Below are 18,852 nucleotides of genomic sequence, written 5' to 3'. Positions count from 1 at the left end.
ACCTCATTGAATTAGTTTCACTTTAATCGTAACAGATTCATAGAAAATATCAATGGTTTTTTGAATCCGCTACCATCCTTGCAAAATCAAGCAAAGCATCCTGCTGATTTGGGACCTGTTTCATCACCACGGCCTGTAAGCAAGCCGCTAGAATTTGACCCATCATTGGCCCAGGCGTCACCAATTTAGCTTTCAATAAATCGCCACCGTTAATGGCCAATTCATGCTTGTCATGGATTGGTAAGTTAGCATAAGATTGCACCAATTGTGCTTGGTCCTGGCCAAAGCCTAAAATCGTAGCCACCTGATTAGCCGTTTTCAGCGCCTCTAAGCCCGTATAAAAGTTCTCCTGCGCAGTTAACTGACCGTTGTGTTTTAACGCCATCAGCGCTTTAATAGCAGCCGTCACGTGATTAATCAGCTCATTGCTCGTCTTCCACGTCTTTAACAACTGGCGAACAGCCACTTCGTCAGTCCGTTGCATGGTCCAGCTAAGCAAGGTCCAAGTACTTTCAATACTCGGCAAATGCCAAGCTGGAAGTGCCATTAACTGCCGCAGCATCGCTTCTTGATCAGCCATTGCGGGCATATAACGATACAAGTCAGTGGTCAGCAAGCCGGTCAAACCAGCAACTGGGTGCTGCCCCATCAGCAGCTTCTCCCACTCGACACGCGTCCGTTCCACGGCAATTTTCGCCAACAACGCCGCATTATCGGCAATCGCTTGTTCGGTCTGTGATTCAATGGTAAAGCCTAACTGACTTGCAAACCGAACGGCACGCATCATCCGCAGCGCATCTTCGTGAAACCGTTCTTCAGCCACTCCAACGGCGCGTAAGATTCCTTGTTCCATATCTGCTACCCCGTCAAACAGATCAATCACTTCACCGTTAGCAGTCATGGCTAAGGCGTTGATTGTGAAATCCCGGCGCTTCAGGTCCTCTTTCAATGATCGGACGAACGTAACATGATCAGGGCGGCGAAAATCTTGGTAACCAGATTCAGTCCGAAACGTCGTCGTTTCATAACCATTGCCGTGATCTAAGATCATCACCGTTCCGTGCTCGATTCCCGTATCAACCGTCCGTTTAAATAATTGTTTGACTTCAGCCGGAAACGCGCTGGTCGCAATATCGACGTCATGTAGGGGCTTGCCCAAAATCGTATCGCGAACACACCCACCAACAAAGTACGCCTCATAGCCGGCCGCTTCGATCGTCTCAATAATCGGCTTAGCTGCTTGAAACTCAGCTGGCAACTGCGTCAAAATCATAGTAAGTGCTCCAAACCAACAAAGAGTTCGTGATACTGGTTAACTTTTTCAACCGCCACTTTGACACCAGTCATAAATGAGATCCGGTCAAAGGAATCTTGGCGAATCGTTAACCCTTCACCAGGGCCGCCAAACATGACCTCTTCGTGCGCCACTAGTCCAGGTAACCGAACCGCGTGAATCCGCATCCCTTCATATTCGGCACCACGTGCGCCAGGTAGAGTTTCAGTTGCGTCAGGATTACCTTGTTCCTTTGGTTGCCGAACTTCAGCAATCTTCTTAGCAGTACTGATAGCAGTACCACTTGGCGAGTCAATCTTATCGTCATGATGCATCTCGATAATTTCAACATCTGGGAAGTACTTCGCTGCTTGTTGGGCAAATTGCATGAGTAAGACGGCACTGATCCCAAAGTTAGGCGCAATGAGGCCGCCCACTTGCTTGTCCTTTGCTAATTTTTGCAACTCGGCAACTTGTTCATCGGTCATCCCAGTAGTCCCAATAACAGGCGAAATACCATGGTTAAGTGCAAACTTTGCATTTTCATAAACGGCGGTTGGAATCGTAAAGTCGATCCAGACCGTGGCATCCGTCTTAATTTGGTCTAAATCATGAAAAGCTGGCACGTCTTGACCCTTAAAGCGGTCGTCCTCACCTAGATTTTGTTCTCCACTGCGCGCGTCATAGACCCCAACTAATTCAAAATCAGGATTATCAATGACCATCTGAGCAGCCGTACTACCCATCCGACCCTTATAGCCGGCAACAATTACTTTTACCACAATAAATTCCTCCTCAAGATTAAGCTAATTATATTTTAGCAGACAATTGCCAAATTAGGCAGGAGAATCCTCGCCGAACCTGTTTAAACTGTTAAACTAGCCCCATTTTGTTCGTACCCAATGGCTAAAACGGTCCCGCTAATTAACTTGCTACTTTGTGAGACGAGCCACGTCCGTCCTATAACACTGATATGAATAAAAAATAGTGTCTGACTCAAAGCGTAGTCCCGCTCGGTCGAACACTATTTGCTTATATATTTCGGCCGCCAACAACACCTGGTGACGCTAAATTAACGTGTCAATCGTCGCTAACACCCCATCATGATTATTGTCATGTGACGTAAGATACGTAGCCATCTCTTTGACGGGTGCAATCGCATTTTGCATCGCAAAACTGTAATCAGCCTCCCGTAGCATTTCAAGATCATTACCGTTATCACCGAACGCGGCCGTTTGACTAGGGGCAACGTGCCAATGTTGCTGGAGATAAGCAAGCCCGGTTGCCTTGTTAACATGTGGTGGAATGACGTCAAGCCCATTACCACCGCTGACAGTCGCACGTAACCGGCCAGCAAATTGCTGATTGATCAAAGCGGCGTGCGCATCAGCATCCGTGGCTTGCCAACTAAAAGTCGCTTTATAGATATGGTCATCAATTGCTGATAGCGATGGCACCACTTGCAGCCGGCTCAAATAGTACCGCATGATCGGACTGTCATCTTGGGGCCGAATATATGCCCCTTGCTTGCCGGAGACCGAGATCTCAGCACCAGCCAGTGCTGGTTCAGTCGCCACGTAAATTAACAGTTCCTGATAAAGCGCCGGCTCAATCAAGCTTTCAGCCAACACGTTGCCGTGATTATCAATGACTAACCCGCCATTTTCAGCCACATAGGTCAATTCACCGTTGATCCCGTCAAAAACATCAATACAATGTTGCAGCTGATTGCCGCTCGCCACAACAAAGTGCTGGCCCTGAGCATTCATTTGATCCAACTGGGCCTGAAACCGATGGTGATCAAACTGATGGTCGTCTCTCAAAAACGTGCCATCTAAATCGGTGGCAATTATAGCTACTTTCACGATAGTAAACGCCTCACTTGAATTTGATATACGTTCATTTTACCAAAATTGAAAGTGGTTTCAATAACTTTAGGAATGAAACTCTCAGCAAGCGGTGAAGAACTAAAGGCCTAGTAGCCCTGATCCTCGTAGTCTTCTAGCATCGCAACCATTTCACCATCATCTGGTTCAATCGTTAGATAATTCCGCAACGCTGCCACGGCACTGTCGGCCATTCCTGCTTCGCGGAAGAAATAAATTGCTGGTTTAAGGAAATCTTTGTTATGTTCAAAGAACGGATAAGCCGCTTCGTAATTATCCTTAGCCGCCTGAAAATGATCGAGCCGGTCATTAGAGATTGCCAAGTTCCAGTAGAACTGTGGATCAAACTCATTACTTTGCAAATATTGATCCAACAAGTCGATATTGTCTTGATAACGTTCCCGCTGAACTAACAAATTAGACAGTTCCAATACCGTAGTCAAATTATCAGGGTCAATACTCAAGCCTTCCCGTAAATACTTTTCAGCTAATTCCTGATCGTCTAATTTCAAGGCTAAGCGGGCAGTTTGCAAGTACAGCTGCTCATTGTACTGGTCGACCGCTAAACCTTCTTGTAAGGTTAATAACGCCTTGTCCAGTTGATGAAGTTGTTCTTGGGCCTGGGCCAAGTATGGATACAGGGACGCATACTGATTGTCTTGTTCCCGCAGTTTGTCGAAGATATCAACAGCCTTCTGGGGTTCGTTTAATTGCAAATAAGTGAAGCCTAATTCAAACTGGCTGTCCGGCGTGAGCTTGGCAGGCTTGATTTGTTCTAAATAGCCCACCGCCTGCTCAAAGCGCCCGGACTCAGCATAAGCCACCCCTAGTCGTTCAACTAAGTTAACTTTAGAGATCTCTAGTTGTCCCTGCTTGATCAAGTCCAAGTAGAAGCGAGTCGCCTGACCGTAGTTACGAATCAAGAAGTAAAATTCTGCGAGCGCAAATTCGACAACTGGTTCGTCCGGTGCCAGCTGATAGGCTTCCTTGAGTTTTTGCTCACTGACTTCAAATAACTCTTGGGTCTGGTATAGATCGGCCTCAACTAACAACGCTTGAACGTATGCCGGTGAGTCTGGCTTAACTTGTTGTAAATAGTCGAGTGCCAGGTCCGTATCGTCCTCATCGATGGCAATATCAGCCAGACTTGTCCGTAAGTCGTCCTCATCGGGATACTTAGCCAGTAACTTCTTATAAGTCCGTTCCGCTTGCTTTAAAAAGCCCAAACCGTACAATTCTTCAGCCAGACTATACAGCGTCTGGTCATCGTCCTTACGTAAGGCCCATGCAAAGTGCTTTTTGGCCGTGTCAATTTGCCCGTTTGATAGTGCTGCGAGCATTTTTTCTGAATAACTCATTACACCCATCCTTTAAACCACTAAGAAACGACTTCATTTAGTCGCCATGGTTTCATCATTTATTTCAATAGTCAGCCTGATATCGTCACATGGGATACCAGCTGTTAATCGCTTGACCTGACAGTCTATCATACCGCAGACGACAGCAAAAAAGCCAGTATAACGGTCGCTATACTGGCTTTCATGTTTGCATTTCATTAACTGATATGCATTATTTAACTGCGTCCTTTAAAGCTTTCCCTGGCTTAAATGCAGGTACTTTGCTTGCAGGAATTTGGATTTCGTCACCAGTTTGTGGGTTACGGCCCTTACGAGCTGCACGTTCACGTACTTCAAAGTTACCAAATCCGATCAGTTGAACTTTTTCACCCTTTGCAAGAGTGTCTTGGATTGATGCAAAGACTGCGTCAACTGCAGCAGTTGCGTCTTTCTTCGTTAAGTTAGTTGCCGCAGCAACGTTGTTAACTAATTCAGCTTTGTTTGCCATGTTTGATTCACCTCCCCGTTACAGAGTGAAGGATCGCCGTGCTTTTTAACATCGTTGATCCAGATGATCATTTTTGAGTGGTCCAAAAATGAGAGAAACGATAACAAGCATCATTTCTTCATCAAAGATAGCATAGGAATGCTGTAATAGCAAGCTTTTTTAGCCTTTTCAGCGAAAATAGCGCAAAAAGATGATAATCGTTTACATCAATCAAATAATGTGCTAAAATGCTGATTTTACGCGCTTTAGCCTACTTACGTCGCCGTTCGATCATGTGGATCGGCGTACCACTAAAATCAAAGGCATTCCGAATTTGATTTTCAAGGAACCGTTCATATGAAAAGTGCATCATATCAGGGTCATTCACAAAGACCACAAAAGTTGGGGGTTGAATCGCCACCTGAGTGGCATAGTAAACCCGTAGCCGCTTACCATTGTCACTCGGTGTCGGATTCATCGCAATCGCATCCATAATAACGTCATTTAAAACGGACGACTGAATCCGCCGCATATGGTTCATATTGACTTTCTTAATCAACGCGGGTAGTTGCTCCAAACGTTGATTAGTCTTAGCAGAGACAAAAATAATCGGCGCATAGCTCAAGTAAACGAACTGATCACGAATATACGCTTCGAATTCTTGCATGGTGTGGTTGTCTTTCTTAACCAGATCCCACTTATTGACCACGATGATAATACCCTTACCCGCTTCATGCGCATAACCAGCAACCCGCTTATCCTGCTCACGAATGCCTTCTTCACCATTGATGACAAAGAGTGCCACGTCACTATTATCGATTGCCTTGAGTGCACGCATGACGCTATAACGCTCGGTATTTTCGTAAACTTTTCCTTTTTTACGGATACCGGCCGTATCGACCATCACAAACCGGTCACCATCCTGATCAGTAAACTTGGTATCAATGGCATCCCGGGTTGTCCCAGCCACGTCAGAAACGATGACCCGGTCTTCACCCAGCAAGGCGTTGACAATTGATGACTTACCCACGTTCGGGCGGCCAATTAAACTGAAACGAATCGTCCCCGGTTCGTCCTCCCCACTTTTTTCAGGAAAGTTTTTGATAACAGCATCGAGCAAGTCCCCAAGTCCGAGTCCATGCGCACCTGAGATAGGGTACGGATCGCCAAAGCCAAGGGAATAAAAGTCATAGACTTCACTCCGAAGTTCAGGGTTATCGACTTTATTAACACCCAGCACGACCGGTTTGTTCGACCGGTACAAGATTTGGGCAACGTGTTCATCAGCGTCCGTGACGCCTTCTTTGATGCTAACTAAATAAATAATGACATCAGCTTCATCGATTGCAATTTCGGCTTGCTGTGTGATCTGTTTAATGAATGGGGCATCTTCGATATCGATCCCACCCGTATCGATCAAACTGAATTCTTGACCAAGCCATTCACTGTTAGCGTAAATCCGGTCACGAGTCACACCCGGTGTATCTTCAACAATCGAGATCCGATCACCCGCAATCCGATTAAAAATCGTGGATTTACCAACGTTTGGTCGCCCAACAATGGCGACGACTGGTTTTGCCATATTAATTCCTCCTTTACCCTCGTAGCGTCAGGTTCCTGCTACGAGTCTCAAATTAATTGGTAACACCAACTAATCTGTTCCTAAAAAAATATCCTTCAAGGCAAGCTTGAAGGGTATTTTTAATCAATCAATGATTAGTTTTCATCATTGTTGCTTTCAGCATTCTTCAATTCGTCACCGATCAAATCACCTAAAGTGAAACCAGTTGATTCTTCAGGAGCATTAGCCGTTGAACGTTCGCTAGCAGTCCGGTTGTCCCGGTTGTTGTTACGACGACGGTTATTGTTACTCCGACGTTCTGGTTGACTTTCGTTGTCATCGTCAGCAGTTTGTGGCTTTTCTTCCAAAGCTTTAATTGATAAAGCTAACCGCTTTTCGTCTGGACGAACGTCTAAGACTTTGACTTTGATTTCTTGACCAACTTTTAAGACATCGTTTGGTGTTGCAATGTGTTGGTGTGAGATTTGTGAAATGTGAACTAACCCTTCAACACCAGGGAAGACTTCCACAAAGGCACCAAAACTCGTCAAACGCTTAACTTTACCATCAAGTACAGCCCCTTGTGGTGCTTTTTCTTCAATACCATCCCAAGGTTCTGGTAAGGTTGCTTTGATTGATAATGAAACCCGTTCGCGGTCAGCATCAACGGATAAAATCTTAACCGTGACTTCTTGACCAACCTTCAATACATCAGCAGGCTTTTCAACCCGTTCGTATGAGATTTCTGAAACGTGAACCAAACCATCAATTCCGCCGAGGTCAACAAAGGCACCGAAGTTCGTTAAACGAGCAACTTTACCTTCAACGACATCACCAGCTTGTAAGGTCTTCAAAGCTTCTTCACGTTGTGCTTCGCGTTGCTTTTCAACAACGGCACGGTGTGATAAGATCAAGCGATTTTCGCTAGGTTCAATTTCAATAATCTTAAGTTCAAGTTCTTGGCCTTTATAGGCATTTAAATCTTCAACATAATGATCATCAATCATTGAGGCAGGGATGAAGCCACGAACACCAGCGTCAACGACTAACCCGCCCTTAACAACTTGCGTTACCGGAGCTTTAATCATATGACCTGCTTCGTATTCTTTTTCAACATCGTCCCAAACTTTGCGAGCTTCTAACCGACGATGTGACAGTAAATAACTGCCGTTTTCCTTGTCGCTGCCAATTCGAGAAATGACAACCAAGTCTAATACATCACCGACTTTAGCGGCTTCGTTGACATCGTCAACCCGTTGTGTTGAGAGTTCCTTCAAAGGAACGACCCCTTCAACACCGGTACCTTGGATACCAACAATTACTTGTTTGTCGTCGTCGATTGCTAAGACTTCACCCTTAACAACGTCACCGACGTTTACTTCTTCAACGCTGTTTAAAGCGTCTAAAAGTTCATTTTTCTCTTGGCTGTTTTCGTTTTCACTCATGCAAATTTCCTCCTGTCAACAATAACTCTAACCTATATCATAGCTGAAAATGCAATGAAAAGCTAGCTAAAAGCATTAAGTTAATGCAATTAGATTGTTGAACTTTGTTTTTTTGTAATAATTTTGGCAATGGCAGCAACAACTTCATCGATTGACATTGGCGTCGTATCAACAAGTGTGGCGTCCGTTGCTTGTGTTAATGGTGACACTTTACGCGTTGAATCTTTGTGGTCACGTAATTCGATCTCAGCCTGTAGCTGAGCCAAGGGCGTGTCGATCCCTTTTTTTACATTTTCGGCGTATCGACGCTTAGCCCGTTCAGCCGCTGAAGCAAATAAAAAGATCTTAACTTCAGCATTTGGCAATACCGTTGTCCCAATATCACGACCGTCCATCACGATCCCACCTGCATTGGCCATCTCTCGCTGTTGTTCAGTTAAAATCGTACGCACCTGTGGTAACGCCGCAATCGTCGAGACGTTATTCGTCACGTCTGGTTGGCGTATCGCCGCCGTAATATCTTCCTGATTAGCAAAAACCAGTTGATCCGGCTCGCCGGGTTTAAAACTGATCTTGAGCGACTTCATTGCCGTAATCACAGCCGCTTCGTCTGCTAAATCAACGTGCTGTTGCATTGCCCAGTACGTGACTGCCCGATACATGGCACCAGTATCCACATAAATATAGCCAAACCGTTTTGCAACGAGTTTGGCTACGGTACTCTTGCCAGCTGAAGCCGGACCATCGATGGCCACCTGTAATGCTTGCTTAGCCATTAACTAACCCCTCACAATCTGAAAAAATCGTGTATTAACGGACACGTAACCGTTGACCAGCCGAAATCGTTGCATCAGAGGATAACCCATTTAATTCCAATAGCTTATCCACTGAGATTCCAGCATTCGTAGCGACCCGATAGACCCCTTGACCGGCTTCTACCGTGACGTACTTAGTCCCTGAAGATGATTCTGAGGAGCTACTACTACTGCTAGCGCTGCTGTCGTCAGTACTCGCACTTTCTTCCGAGCTGGCAGCAGTAGAACTAGCAGCCTTGGAACTGGCAGCTTTAGAGCTAGCCAAGGCTAGGCTACTACTTTTAGCAGCCGCCTTTTTCGACGATGCGGCCGCCTTCTTCTTGCTAGCAGCAGTCGATGACTTACTGGCAGCAACACTGGCCGATGACTTCTTCGAGCTCGAACTAGCAACTTGTTCAGTCTGTTGCGGATTATTAAGCGAATTCTTTTTCACCAAGAAATAACCAATTGGTGCCAAAGCAAGCAACAATATTAGTACGACTAACACGGTCGTTAGCGTAGAGTTGCTACTGTCTTGTTTTCGTTTTTGAGTTCGCGATAAATTGCCCGAGTCATCCCGATCGTCTTCAAAAGTTTTGTCCCACGGCTTATCCACTTGGGATTTGTCATTATCATTTTTTTGACTCATAGGGTGTTCCTCCTCAAAAAACTTTCAACCAATATTGTAACATAACCCGGAATTGATTTCTTTAAGAATTTGGTAAAAACAATTGAGCTAAGTGCTGATCCCACGACATTATCGTGGCTGTTGGCTCATCATGCGTCGCCATCAGCCCTAACGCAGCCAGCGGTAGGGGTTCACCAGCCAACTGACAACACTGATCTGTATGGGTAACAGCTGGCTCACCAAAGTAAGTTAACATCACGGTCCGATGACAAGTTGTCGTTTGGACGTAACTCATGAGTGCCCGCAATTCTCGTTCCTTAGCTACTTGGCGATCAGCAAAAATCGTTGCCACGGTCGTTGGGCGAGTTCCTTGTAGCCAGTATGACTGCAAAACCTTACTACGATCATCAGTCGGTGGCTGCTGCGCTTGATAACGGCTATAATCTTGCTGAATTTCATTGGGAGTCGCAGCCGTCAATTCGTTCAAATTCCGCACCAGGTTTTCGTCACCTGGTGCGTACAACATAATCGCCATCGCCTGCTGACCATCACGACCTGCGCGCCCAATTTCTTGAACATAGTCGGCCAAAGTCGTCGGTAAATGATAGTGGATCACTAAGCGAATATCAGCTTTGTTGATACCCATTCCAAAAGCAGATGTAGCACAGATCACATCCAATTGTCCTGCCATGAACTGCTGCTGGATCTTGAAACGGTCATCAGTCGCTAAGCCGGCATGATAAGCCGCGACCCGTAACGTGGTTGTCGTTCGTAGCCATTCCGCTATCAAATCAGTTTGCCGCTTGGAAGTAAAGTAAACGATGACTGGTCCGCGCGCACTCGTCACTAAATGTTGCAAGGTCGCGCGTTTACTAGCGTCATCATTGACCTGTTCGACTGCTAAGTAAATATTAGGACGATTAACCGAATATAAGACTTGCTGGGCATCTGGAACGGTTAATTGTGTCAAAATATCTTGTCGAACGCGTTGTGTAGCTGTTGCCGTGAGCATTAGCGTTGTCGGTGCCTGTAACCGTTGTCGAATTTGACCAAGGCGACGGTAGTCAGGGCGAAAATCTGGTCCCCAAGTTGAAATGCAGTGGGCCTCGTCGATAACTAATAACGCCAGTTGCACTTGCATCAGCGCTGTTTGAATAATGTCTTGACCCAACATTTCCGGCGAAATGAACAAGAATTTAAGCTGTCCTAAATGATTCAGCAGATACTGGCGAGCACCATAATCTAGTTGGGAGGTCAAAGCAGCAACTTGCTTTTCGCCTTGATAGTTTAAGCGCGCCACCTGATCTTGCATCAAGGAAATCAGCGGTGAAACCACCACAACTAGCCCGGGCAGTGCGGTTCCAACGAGTTGATAGATCAATGATTTGCCGGTCCCAGTTGGTAACACTGCCAAGACATCTTGACCTGCTAATAATTTCTGAATGACGGCTAGCTGCCCGGGGCGAAATTCATCGAAGCCATATTTCGTTTTCAACAGCTCATATAATTCATCTTCTGACATGCTGACACCTCATAATCTGAAATAGTCGAAATTCAAAAAAATCTAGCGTGGGTAGCGCAGTTTGGGCCTCTTGGAATGACCAGTTTGCAATGTCGGACTGGGCTGCAAAGATGGTGGCCAACTGCTGAGTTAATTCATGATTCAACACCATTTCAAACGGAAAATCAGGCGACCAAATCGCCACCTCCAACAAGTGCTCCCGTACCGTACTCATCTTTAAGTGCCGCGTCTGCGCAATTGCTGCAAGTTGCTGGGTCTTCAAGAAAGCTTGGTAAGTTTGCTCAGCGCTTTGACTGATGGCACTCGCTTGAGTGAGCACTGACAACAACTGGGAAAATGGATCACGCGGGTGTCGCTGAATCCAAGCAATCCATTGGCATATCACGTCTGTGTGCATCAAGCTAGCCTCCCAGGGTTGTCGACCTAATTGTGCCGCTAATTGCTCATTAGTCAGTCCCGGTTCTTGATACCCCGTTATACCTTGAACAAACACCGCTGGCAACTCTGGGTCTGCCAAACTCGTCAAGAAGGCAGTCAAGGCCGCATGAATTTGCTCGCCAAGTTCCACCTTCGACTGCTGACGTAGCCATTGTTTGACCTGGGCTTGAATCCCCGGATCAGTCGTCACCGGATAATAATGGCGATTATGATGTACGAGTTCGGAAACGACTTGTAGGGCTAGCTGACTGACGATTCTAAATCGGCGGACATCAGTGGTTTGAAATACTTCAAAATTTTGGGGCATGTATAAAGTCTGTCGGAGTTTGGCTTGCCGATGTTCCCCCGCCTGCGTTAATTGCCAGCATCCCGTGGCCGTACTCGTCAATTGACCGTTTTCAGTCAAAGCCGCAGTTGCTGCCATGAAATCTTCCAAGGGAACCTCGTGGCAACTGTCGAGCAAATCCAAGTAGCCGGCAGTTAACCCCGCAAAAAGCGTGGAGACCGTACGGCGGCCGCGCAAGACATTGAATAGGCCCTTTGCTCGTCGCGGCGTCGTACTGAATAACAATAAAACGTAGTCTGTAAACACGCTAAGGCCTCCCTTAAGTCTTGCTGTTGTGATTGTTAATTGCGCACTAAATGTGCCAGTTTTTAAATTAAGTCGTGATCAGCCCAAATTTACGTGCGTCAGTGTCGCTGACAGTGACCCGCGACACAGCATAGCGGCCGACAGCTTTTTAATCTTTCTAAGCCTTGATTGAAGCTTCGAATTCATCAACTTACTGCCACATTAAAGCTCATGGATAACCATCCGCCAACCGGCAGTGTGCGTCTTTAAGAATATCACGGTGGCACCAATATAAAAAGGCAGTCACCCTGCAGTTACGCAATTAGTGACCACCCACATTATTTTAACGACTTAGATTAAATTCGGCTCATAAGCTGATTATGGTTGCCTAACCACTTAGCTAATCGCTGATAGACCAGCCAGAAGACGTTGCCCACTAGCAATCCCTTGATCAAGTTAAATGGAATGACTGCCACTAACACCACTGTATTCAGCGACATGCTGAGCTTCATACCCATTACTTGCAAATAGAATGGCAAAACAAACGTTAAGTTAGCCAACGATTCAATCACCACCAGGCCGATTGTGGCGACCACAATCGCCACAGGCATCCGCCACTTGGGATTGCCCCGATAGTAACGAAGTACTAATGCAAATGCTAAAATCAATACTGCCGTACCTAAAAAACTAGCAAAAGAACCGATTAAGTCATAAATGGCAAAGCCCATCATGGCTGAATGTAGGAGCAGTTTGATGATAGTGATGACAAACGCGCCCCCGACACCAAAGAGAAAGAGCCCAATCAGAATTGGAATATCTGAAAAATCAATCTTCATCCATGGCGCTACCGGTAAAATCGGAAACTCCAGTAACATTAAAATATACGCAATGGCACCGAGTAAGGCTATGCCCACTAGTCGGTGTAACGTTGTATGTTGCATAACGCACCCTCCTATGGGTCATCTTCAATGAACCGCATTACCATTTGTTCAACTAAAAAAAGTCCGCCCGATCACACTAACTGTCATCTGGGGGCGGACTTACTTGCAACGCTTGGCAAATAAGCTCGATCTTCTTTATACCAGACTTTACTGTCGACTTTGGAATTGCACCAAATCACTATGCACACGCATAGGTCGCGGGTTATTACCGCCGGTCGGGAATCACACCCTGCCCTGAAGATGAACCAATATTTATTTTTACAAATTCATTTTAACGGCTTTCGTTCAAAAATGCAAGCGCTATCGTTCACCTTTTAACTTACTAATTTCAATCGGCTTCAATTTACGGTATTCGCCCGGTTGTAAGCTTTGCAAATCGAGAACCCCATAACGTTCACGTTTCAACTTAGTCACTGGGTGACCCACTGCAGCCAACATCTTTTTCACTTGGTGGTTATGACCCTCGTGAATCGTTAGTTGGACCAGCGCATTATTCTTCTTGTGATCACTATCTAACAAGTTCGACTTCGCTGGAGCTGTCTTACGGCCATCGATTTCAACACCCAAGCGCAATTGCTTGAGATCAGCATTGGTTGGTACCCCTTCAACTTTGGCCAAATAAGTTTTTTTGACTTCGTACTTCGGATGAGTTAGCCGATTAGCGAGAGCCCCATCATTTGTCATGATCAACAAACCTGAAGTATCGTAATCCAAACGTCCCACCGGATAGATTCGTTCCGGTACGTCTTCAAAGAAGTCTAATACCGTTTTACGGCCCTTCTCATCATGAACAGTTGTAACGACCCCCCGCGGCTTATAAAATAAATAATACACGAGTTTTTCTGCATTCAATGGCACGCCATCAACCTCGACATGGTCACTAGGCTCAACCTTTACACCGAGCGTGGTGACCGTCTTCCCATTCACCTTAACGTGACCAGACGTGATCAACACTTCTGATTTACGCCGCGAAGCGATGCCCGCTTCCGCCATTACCTTTTGTAATCGTTCTGCCATTATTCATCCTCACGTTCTGCTTGTAATTTATCCTGAAATGCATTTAAAAAGAGGTCTGTCTCTGGTGCCGGATGCTCAGCGTCACTTAAAGCAGCTAGGTCAATCGCTGGTAAGTCATCCAAAGACTTTAGTCCAAAATAATCTAAGAACAGTTCCGTCGTTCCGTATAAAATTGGCCGTCCTGGCTCACTTAAACGCCCCGTCTCGGTAACTAGTTGTCGCAAAACCAGCTTTTGAATCGTTGATCCACTGTGTACGCCACGAATCTCATCAATTTCAATCCGCGTCAAGGGTTGCCGATACGCAATGATTGCTAACACTTCCAACGATGCTTGCGACAAACTCGTGGTGAGTGGTGCTTCAAAGTAGCGCTTTAACACCGGCGCCACCGCGGCCTTAGTTGCTAGCCGGTAAGTATTCGCCGTTGATAAGATCATTAAGGCACTGTCTGGGTCGGCTTGATACTTCGTGGCCAGTTGTGTGAGCATCGTTGTAATCGCCGGCTTAGCAAACCCCGTGGCGTGCTCGATTTCGGCGACCGTGATGCCCTCATCGCCAGCCACAAATAATAGTCCTTCAATTTGTTCAATGTTCGTCATGCTGTTCATCCTGTCGTAAATATAAATGAATCGGACTCAGTGGCTCAGCTTGCTGCAGCGCCACTTGATCCTGCTTGGTTAATTCTAACACAGCCATAAAGGTTGTCACTAACATTTCATCGCTGGCACTAACCGTAAATAGGTCGGCAAAATCCAGTCCTTGTGGTTGATGTTGCAATTGTGTCGTAATTTGTGTCATCCGCTCATCAATGTTGATGGTTTCAGCCACAACCGTTTTCGTTAGTGGCCGTACCCGCCGCCGTTTAGCCACTAATTGTCGAAAAGCTGCTTGCAGATCATCTAATGTAATCCCCGCAGTCAGCTTGGGCGCACTCAGATCAGCTGGTACTAACATCGCTTCACGCGTAAAATGTTGATGGCGCGCCTGTTCTTTTTCTCGCAATTCACCAGCGGCTTCCTGATAAACCTTGTAAGCCAACAGTTCAGCTACAAGTGAGTCACGAGGATCATCGTCCTCATTATCTTCGTCCATCTCATCTGGTTCAGGCTGTGGCAATAAGAAACGGCTCTTGATCGTCATCAAAGTCGCAGCCATAACCAAATAATCACCAGCAATATCTAATTTTAGCGCTCGCATAGAGTGTAAGTAATCCAAATATTGCTGCGTAATTGCCGCAATTGGAATGTCATAAATATCCATCTTGTTTTGGCGAATGAGGTGCAACAGCAAGTCGAGTGGCCCCTCAAACTCCGAAATCTTAATGGTGATTGGTTGTTGTTGGTTGTTTGTCACGATTACGCTCCCACGCGCCAATGATTGGCGCCATTTCTAAAGTTCCCATGACCCGTTGTTTGGGATACAACGCGGCCAACTCATCCAACATTTGATACTGGTTGGCCGCCGTCCGTTCCTCGGGTGATAATGAATCGTGATGCAGTAGAATAAAGTCACTGCCGACTTCAATGCCGATAATACCACAGAAATCGCCGTCACCTTGCCGCCATAGTAATAGTTGATGGTCTTCCGTTGACTGATACCACTGCATCTCAGTTTGTAGATGAATTAGGTCCTTAAAATCTGGAATAAATGACAGTAGCCCCATTGCTACCTTTTCATAATCCTTCCGATATTTAACGAGCACGGTATTGCCTCCCTTGACTGCTTGATTCCGCACCGCATCTATGCCCGCGGATGATATTTATTATAAACCTCAGCTAGGCGTTTTTTCGAAATATGCGTATAAATTTGAGTCGTCGAAATATCGGCATGCCCTAAAAGCTCCTGAACGACACGCAAGTCCGCACCATTTTCTAAGATGTGAGTCGCAAACGAGTGGCGCAACGTATGCGGCGTCACGTTTTTTTCGATGCCAGCCGCCTTGACTTCTGCCTTCAGATTTTTCCAAACCCCTTGCCGACTTAATTTACCACCGTGATTATTAATAAACAAATAGCTATTCCGGCGTTTGGCAGAGACGAGTTTGGGCCGAGCCGTTTTTAAATAACGGGTAATAAAATCAATGGCAACATCACCGATAGGAATAATCCGCTCTTTATCACCCTTACCGATTGTTTGAATCAATCCCAAGTCTAAGTGCAGATCATCCATCGTTAAATTAATTGTCTCGCTGACTCGCAGACCGGTCGCATACATCACTTCTAACAGAGTTCGGTCTCGTAATCCTAACGGGGTATTCAACTCAGGCACCGCTAGCAACCGTTCGACCTCGCGTGGTGACAATACTTGCGGTAAATGCTGCGCCCGCTTAGGCGTGTCGATTTTTAGCATCGGATCAGTATCGATAGCGTGCATCTGTGCTAAATATTGAAAAAACTTACGTAAACTAGAAACACTGTGAATGATTGTATTTCGCGATTTACCAGCCTCATCTAGATACTGTAAATAATTCAATAGGACGTACCGATCAACCACCCGATAGTCCGTGATTTGCTGACTCATCAAGTATTCGCTAAACGTAGTCAGGTCCTGAGAATAACTCTTAATCGTATTCTCAACTAACCCCCGTTCAACACGCAAAAAATGCAGGTAATCAGCAAGCTGGTCCTGCATTTTTTGATCAATCGTCGGCTTGCTCATCCGCATTTTCCAGTAACTTGATCTCGCCTGGTTGTTGACTGATCAAGCGTTGCTTCAAGAGATTACCCACAGCGCGCTTAAATTGTGATTTGCTGATACCAAAGTAATTCCGAATATCATCGGGATCACTCTTATCCCAAAATGGTAGCGCGTGGTCAGCTTGATGTTGCAATGCTGCTAATAACATTTGGGCATCATCGCCAATCTCTTCGTATCCCCGCGGCTTCAAGGACAAATTCAATTCACCATCGCGCAAGAAACCAATGACCCGCGCCTTGACGTGTTGCCCCATGCGTGGTTCCTGTTCACGTTCTGACGGATGAACAAAGCCCAGATGATTGTCATCTGTAATAACCGACGTACCGGCCATCTTCAAACGAAAAACGGTCGCCATGGTATCCGTATTCTTAACTTGAGCCCGGTCATATGGCTTGGCAATTGCTTCAAAATCCGTCAATTCTGCCAGCGTCGCCCATAGCCGTTGCTTATTGTCACGGGCTAACTTAACGTATAAACGATCATCTTTTTTAGGCCATAGTCGACTGATGGTCGGTAATTCGTCTAATGACACCACCAAGTCCTTATTTGGTAAACCAACATCGACAAAGACACCCAGATCATGCCGCGTCCGGACAACCGTTCCCCACACAAAGTGATCAAACGAAATTTCCGGGACGAACCGCGTCATCTGCAGATGATGGTCTTCATTCTCATAAACAAAACCTTCGTAAAGCCCGCCAATGTGCAATGGCTTCTCTGGTTCAGTTTTATCGACCCACAACGTCTGTCCATCAATCTGTACGAAGTATGCTTCATCGTTTTCATCGGTTACCTTCGCCGTAACCACTGTTCCAATAATACTATCCATGTGATAACTCCTCTAATATACCTGTCTATAAATATCAACGGATGGTTCTTTTAAATTACTGTAAGCTCAAATGCAAGACTTGAATAATGCAATAGGTTATACCAGCCGCAATAATTGGCCCGGCCGCGATTCCCTTGAGCAAAACAACACCCATAATGGTCCCAAATACTAATGCCACGGTAATCTCTGGTGTCGCTGACAAAAGCCCGACACCGTGAAATGAGAGCACTGAAACCAACACTCCACATGCAACCGCAATCCAGCCAACTGGCGACTTAAACGCATGCCAAAGGTCCCGAAATCCAATCTGACCAGTCGCAATCGGAATTAAAATTGCGACGGTAATCACCGTCACACCCCAATTGATCCCCTTCTGACCAATCGTCGTCAGCAATTTACTCGTATTAGGAATCAATTTGATAAGCAACACAACCACGGTCGCAATTTGTAAGGACTGATTTTTTCCTAACCATGCCACCACTAAAATCGCTAATAAAAATAACCAACTTTCCATACGACACCTCACGTGTTATCAATTGTAACTGAAAATGGCCCGAATTACGAGGGGTGTTGGTCGTTACTCACCAATTTCACTATCCCCCCCTGATCAATAACCAATTCCTGTTCTTTAATTTAGGCGGGAACATGATTAAAAGGTGCCAAATCGTTTGGATTCCAGTTCGTCCTATTCCAACTTACGGGGCCGGGTGACAATTGCTGGAACGTAGCCGACGTCGATTTGAGCTCACGCAGCAACCCACTGCGCAATCTCAAATACGAGTCTTATTCTAGGCCGGAAGCAACCCACTTCCAGCCAAGAATAATTTGGCTACTGAGCATTGTCACCCACCCCCTCCAGTCGGTAAGCCGGTCGAATGGCTGATGAACGACCATCTAACTTGGTGCAACTTGTCGCTAAACGAGTTTACTACTTAGAATTTTGAACATACGTTAATGCTGTCTCAATTGTTTTGGATACCTCAGTACTAATACGGTGGAGTTAGAAATAATCGTACAATCACAATTATATTATCAAACTAACTGTTGTATGATAAAATTGCTGTCTAGAAAATAGCAACGTCTAATTCGTTCAATGCTGGGTCCACTCATGTCAGCCATTCGAATACCATCCCGACTGGAAGGCGTTTCGGCCAATGCTCAGCGGTGAAATTCCACTTAGCAAGCGTTTTTGGCTTGGTTAGTGGAAGACCAGTATTTAAGACGTGATCTTCGGCTTAAATCTGTGTCCACCGCGTTCCAGCAATTGGCCGAAATGCCTGGAAGTCGGTATAGGACGACGTTAACTAAGTAAGTTTAAGCTAACTAGATCTTTTTCCAGTGGGCTTAAGCTGGATCATTTGACGTTGACGATTTGACACCTTTTAACCATGTTTCATATTAATTTAACTGGGGATGAAGCACTTTA

At 45.8% G+C, this 18,852-nt stretch carries 19 protein-coding genes and 1 riboswitch; all 19 genes read right to left on the bottom strand.

What is annotated here, in order from left to right; all coding sequences use genetic code 11:
* Positions 1-49 precede the first annotated feature (49 nt).
* Positions 50-1,273 carry a CCA tRNA nucleotidyltransferase gene (locus MMY95_RS09325; RefSeq protein WP_053267883.1) on the bottom strand — a complete coding sequence of 408 codons (1,224 nt, stop codon included), beginning with the start codon at positions 1,271-1,273 and terminating at the stop codon, positions 50-52.
* Complete coding sequence (dapB, locus tag MMY95_RS09320) at positions 1,270-2,055, bottom strand: 4-hydroxy-tetrahydrodipicolinate reductase (RefSeq protein WP_003640583.1); 786 nt, start codon at positions 2,053-2,055, stop codon at positions 1,270-1,272. The genes MMY95_RS09325 and dapB overlap by 4 nt, the downstream gene beginning before the upstream one ends.
* 285 nt (positions 2,056-2,340) lie before the next feature.
* Positions 2,341-3,138: a Cof-type HAD-IIB family hydrolase gene (locus MMY95_RS09315; protein ID WP_011101579.1), complete on the bottom strand. Its 798-nt coding sequence runs from the start codon at positions 3,136-3,138 to the stop codon at positions 2,341-2,343.
* 110 nt (positions 3,139-3,248) lie between these two features.
* A complete protein-coding gene (locus tag MMY95_RS09310) occupies positions 3,249-4,517 on the bottom strand; it encodes a tetratricopeptide repeat protein (RefSeq protein WP_003644434.1) in 1,269 nt (422 codons plus the stop codon).
* A 211-nt stretch (positions 4,518-4,728) separates the two neighbouring features.
* Complete coding sequence (locus MMY95_RS09305) at positions 4,729-5,004, bottom strand: HU family DNA-binding protein (RefSeq protein WP_003640587.1); 276 nt, start codon at positions 5,002-5,004, stop codon at positions 4,729-4,731.
* A gap of 250 nt (positions 5,005-5,254) precedes the next feature.
* The gene (gene der, locus MMY95_RS09300; protein WP_016511644.1) at positions 5,255-6,565 is read right to left on the bottom strand and encodes a ribosome biogenesis GTPase Der; all 1,311 of its coding nucleotides are present in this window, start codon (positions 6,563-6,565) and stop codon (positions 5,255-5,257) included.
* Between the two features lie 134 nt (positions 6,566-6,699).
* Positions 6,700-7,989 carry a 30S ribosomal protein S1 gene (gene rpsA, locus MMY95_RS09295; RefSeq protein WP_104795723.1) on the bottom strand — a complete coding sequence of 430 codons (1,290 nt, stop codon included), beginning with the start codon at positions 7,987-7,989 and terminating at the stop codon, positions 6,700-6,702.
* A gap of 89 nt (positions 7,990-8,078) precedes the next feature.
* Positions 8,079-8,765: a (d)CMP kinase gene (gene cmk, locus MMY95_RS09290; protein WP_241277615.1), complete on the bottom strand. Its 687-nt coding sequence runs from the start codon at positions 8,763-8,765 to the stop codon at positions 8,079-8,081.
* Positions 8,766-8,799: 34 nt separating this feature from the next.
* Positions 8,800-9,432 (bottom strand): LysM domain-containing protein, encoded by a 633-nt coding sequence (locus tag MMY95_RS09285; protein WP_053267881.1) that lies wholly within the window; start codon positions 9,430-9,432, stop codon positions 8,800-8,802.
* Positions 9,433-9,493: 61 nt separating this feature from the next.
* Complete coding sequence (locus MMY95_RS09280) at positions 9,494-10,933, bottom strand: RecQ family ATP-dependent DNA helicase (protein ID WP_053267880.1); 1,440 nt, start codon at positions 10,931-10,933, stop codon at positions 9,494-9,496.
* Positions 10,920-11,963 (bottom strand): helix-turn-helix domain-containing protein, encoded by a 1,044-nt coding sequence (locus MMY95_RS09275; RefSeq protein WP_053267879.1) that lies wholly within the window; start codon positions 11,961-11,963, stop codon positions 10,920-10,922. Before MMY95_RS09275 ends, MMY95_RS09280 begins: the two co-directional genes overlap by 14 nt.
* Positions 11,964-12,298: 335 nt before the next feature.
* Entirely contained in the window at positions 12,299-12,883 is a 585-nt protein-coding gene (locus tag MMY95_RS09270; RefSeq protein WP_003644438.1) for a Gx transporter family protein, read from the bottom strand.
* Between the two features lie 124 nt (positions 12,884-13,007).
* Positions 13,008-13,129: riboswitch (FMN riboswitch) on the bottom strand.
* 54 nt (positions 13,130-13,183) lie between these two features.
* Entirely contained in the window at positions 13,184-13,900 is a 717-nt protein-coding gene (locus MMY95_RS09265) for a pseudouridine synthase (protein ID WP_003640595.1), read from the bottom strand.
* Entirely contained in the window at positions 13,900-14,499 is a 600-nt protein-coding gene (scpB, locus tag MMY95_RS09260) for an SMC-Scp complex subunit ScpB (RefSeq protein WP_003640596.1), read from the bottom strand. The genes MMY95_RS09265 and scpB overlap by 1 nt, the downstream gene beginning before the upstream one ends.
* Entirely contained in the window at positions 14,486-15,253 is a 768-nt protein-coding gene (locus MMY95_RS09255; protein ID WP_003640597.1) for a segregation/condensation protein A, read from the bottom strand. Before MMY95_RS09255 ends, scpB begins: the two co-directional genes overlap by 14 nt.
* On the bottom strand, positions 15,219-15,602 hold the full coding sequence (locus tag MMY95_RS09250) for a hypothetical protein (RefSeq protein ID WP_003644440.1): 384 nt from the start codon (positions 15,600-15,602) through the stop codon (positions 15,219-15,221). Before MMY95_RS09250 ends, MMY95_RS09255 begins: the two co-directional genes overlap by 35 nt.
* A 38-nt stretch (positions 15,603-15,640) precedes the next feature.
* A complete protein-coding gene (gene xerD / locus MMY95_RS09245; protein WP_241277618.1) occupies positions 15,641-16,531 on the bottom strand; it encodes a site-specific tyrosine recombinase XerD in 891 nt (296 codons plus the stop codon).
* A 7-nt stretch (positions 16,532-16,538) separates the two neighbouring features.
* The gene (locus MMY95_RS09240; RefSeq protein WP_003640600.1) at positions 16,539-17,426 is read right to left on the bottom strand and encodes a S1-like domain-containing RNA-binding protein; all 888 of its coding nucleotides are present in this window, start codon (positions 17,424-17,426) and stop codon (positions 16,539-16,541) included.
* 55 nt (positions 17,427-17,481) lie between these two features.
* Entirely contained in the window at positions 17,482-17,940 is a 459-nt protein-coding gene (locus tag MMY95_RS09235) for a DUF441 domain-containing protein (RefSeq protein ID WP_003640601.1), read from the bottom strand.
* Positions 17,941-18,852: the final 912 nt, after the last annotated feature.

This window comes from Lactiplantibacillus sp. ME-2 (assembly GCF_022549155.1).
Classification (GTDB): domain Bacteria; phylum Bacillota; class Bacilli; order Lactobacillales; family Lactobacillaceae; genus Lactiplantibacillus; species Lactiplantibacillus plantarum.
Note: the sequence above shows the minus strand (reverse complement) of the source record. Positions and strands in the feature narration are given on the sequence as shown.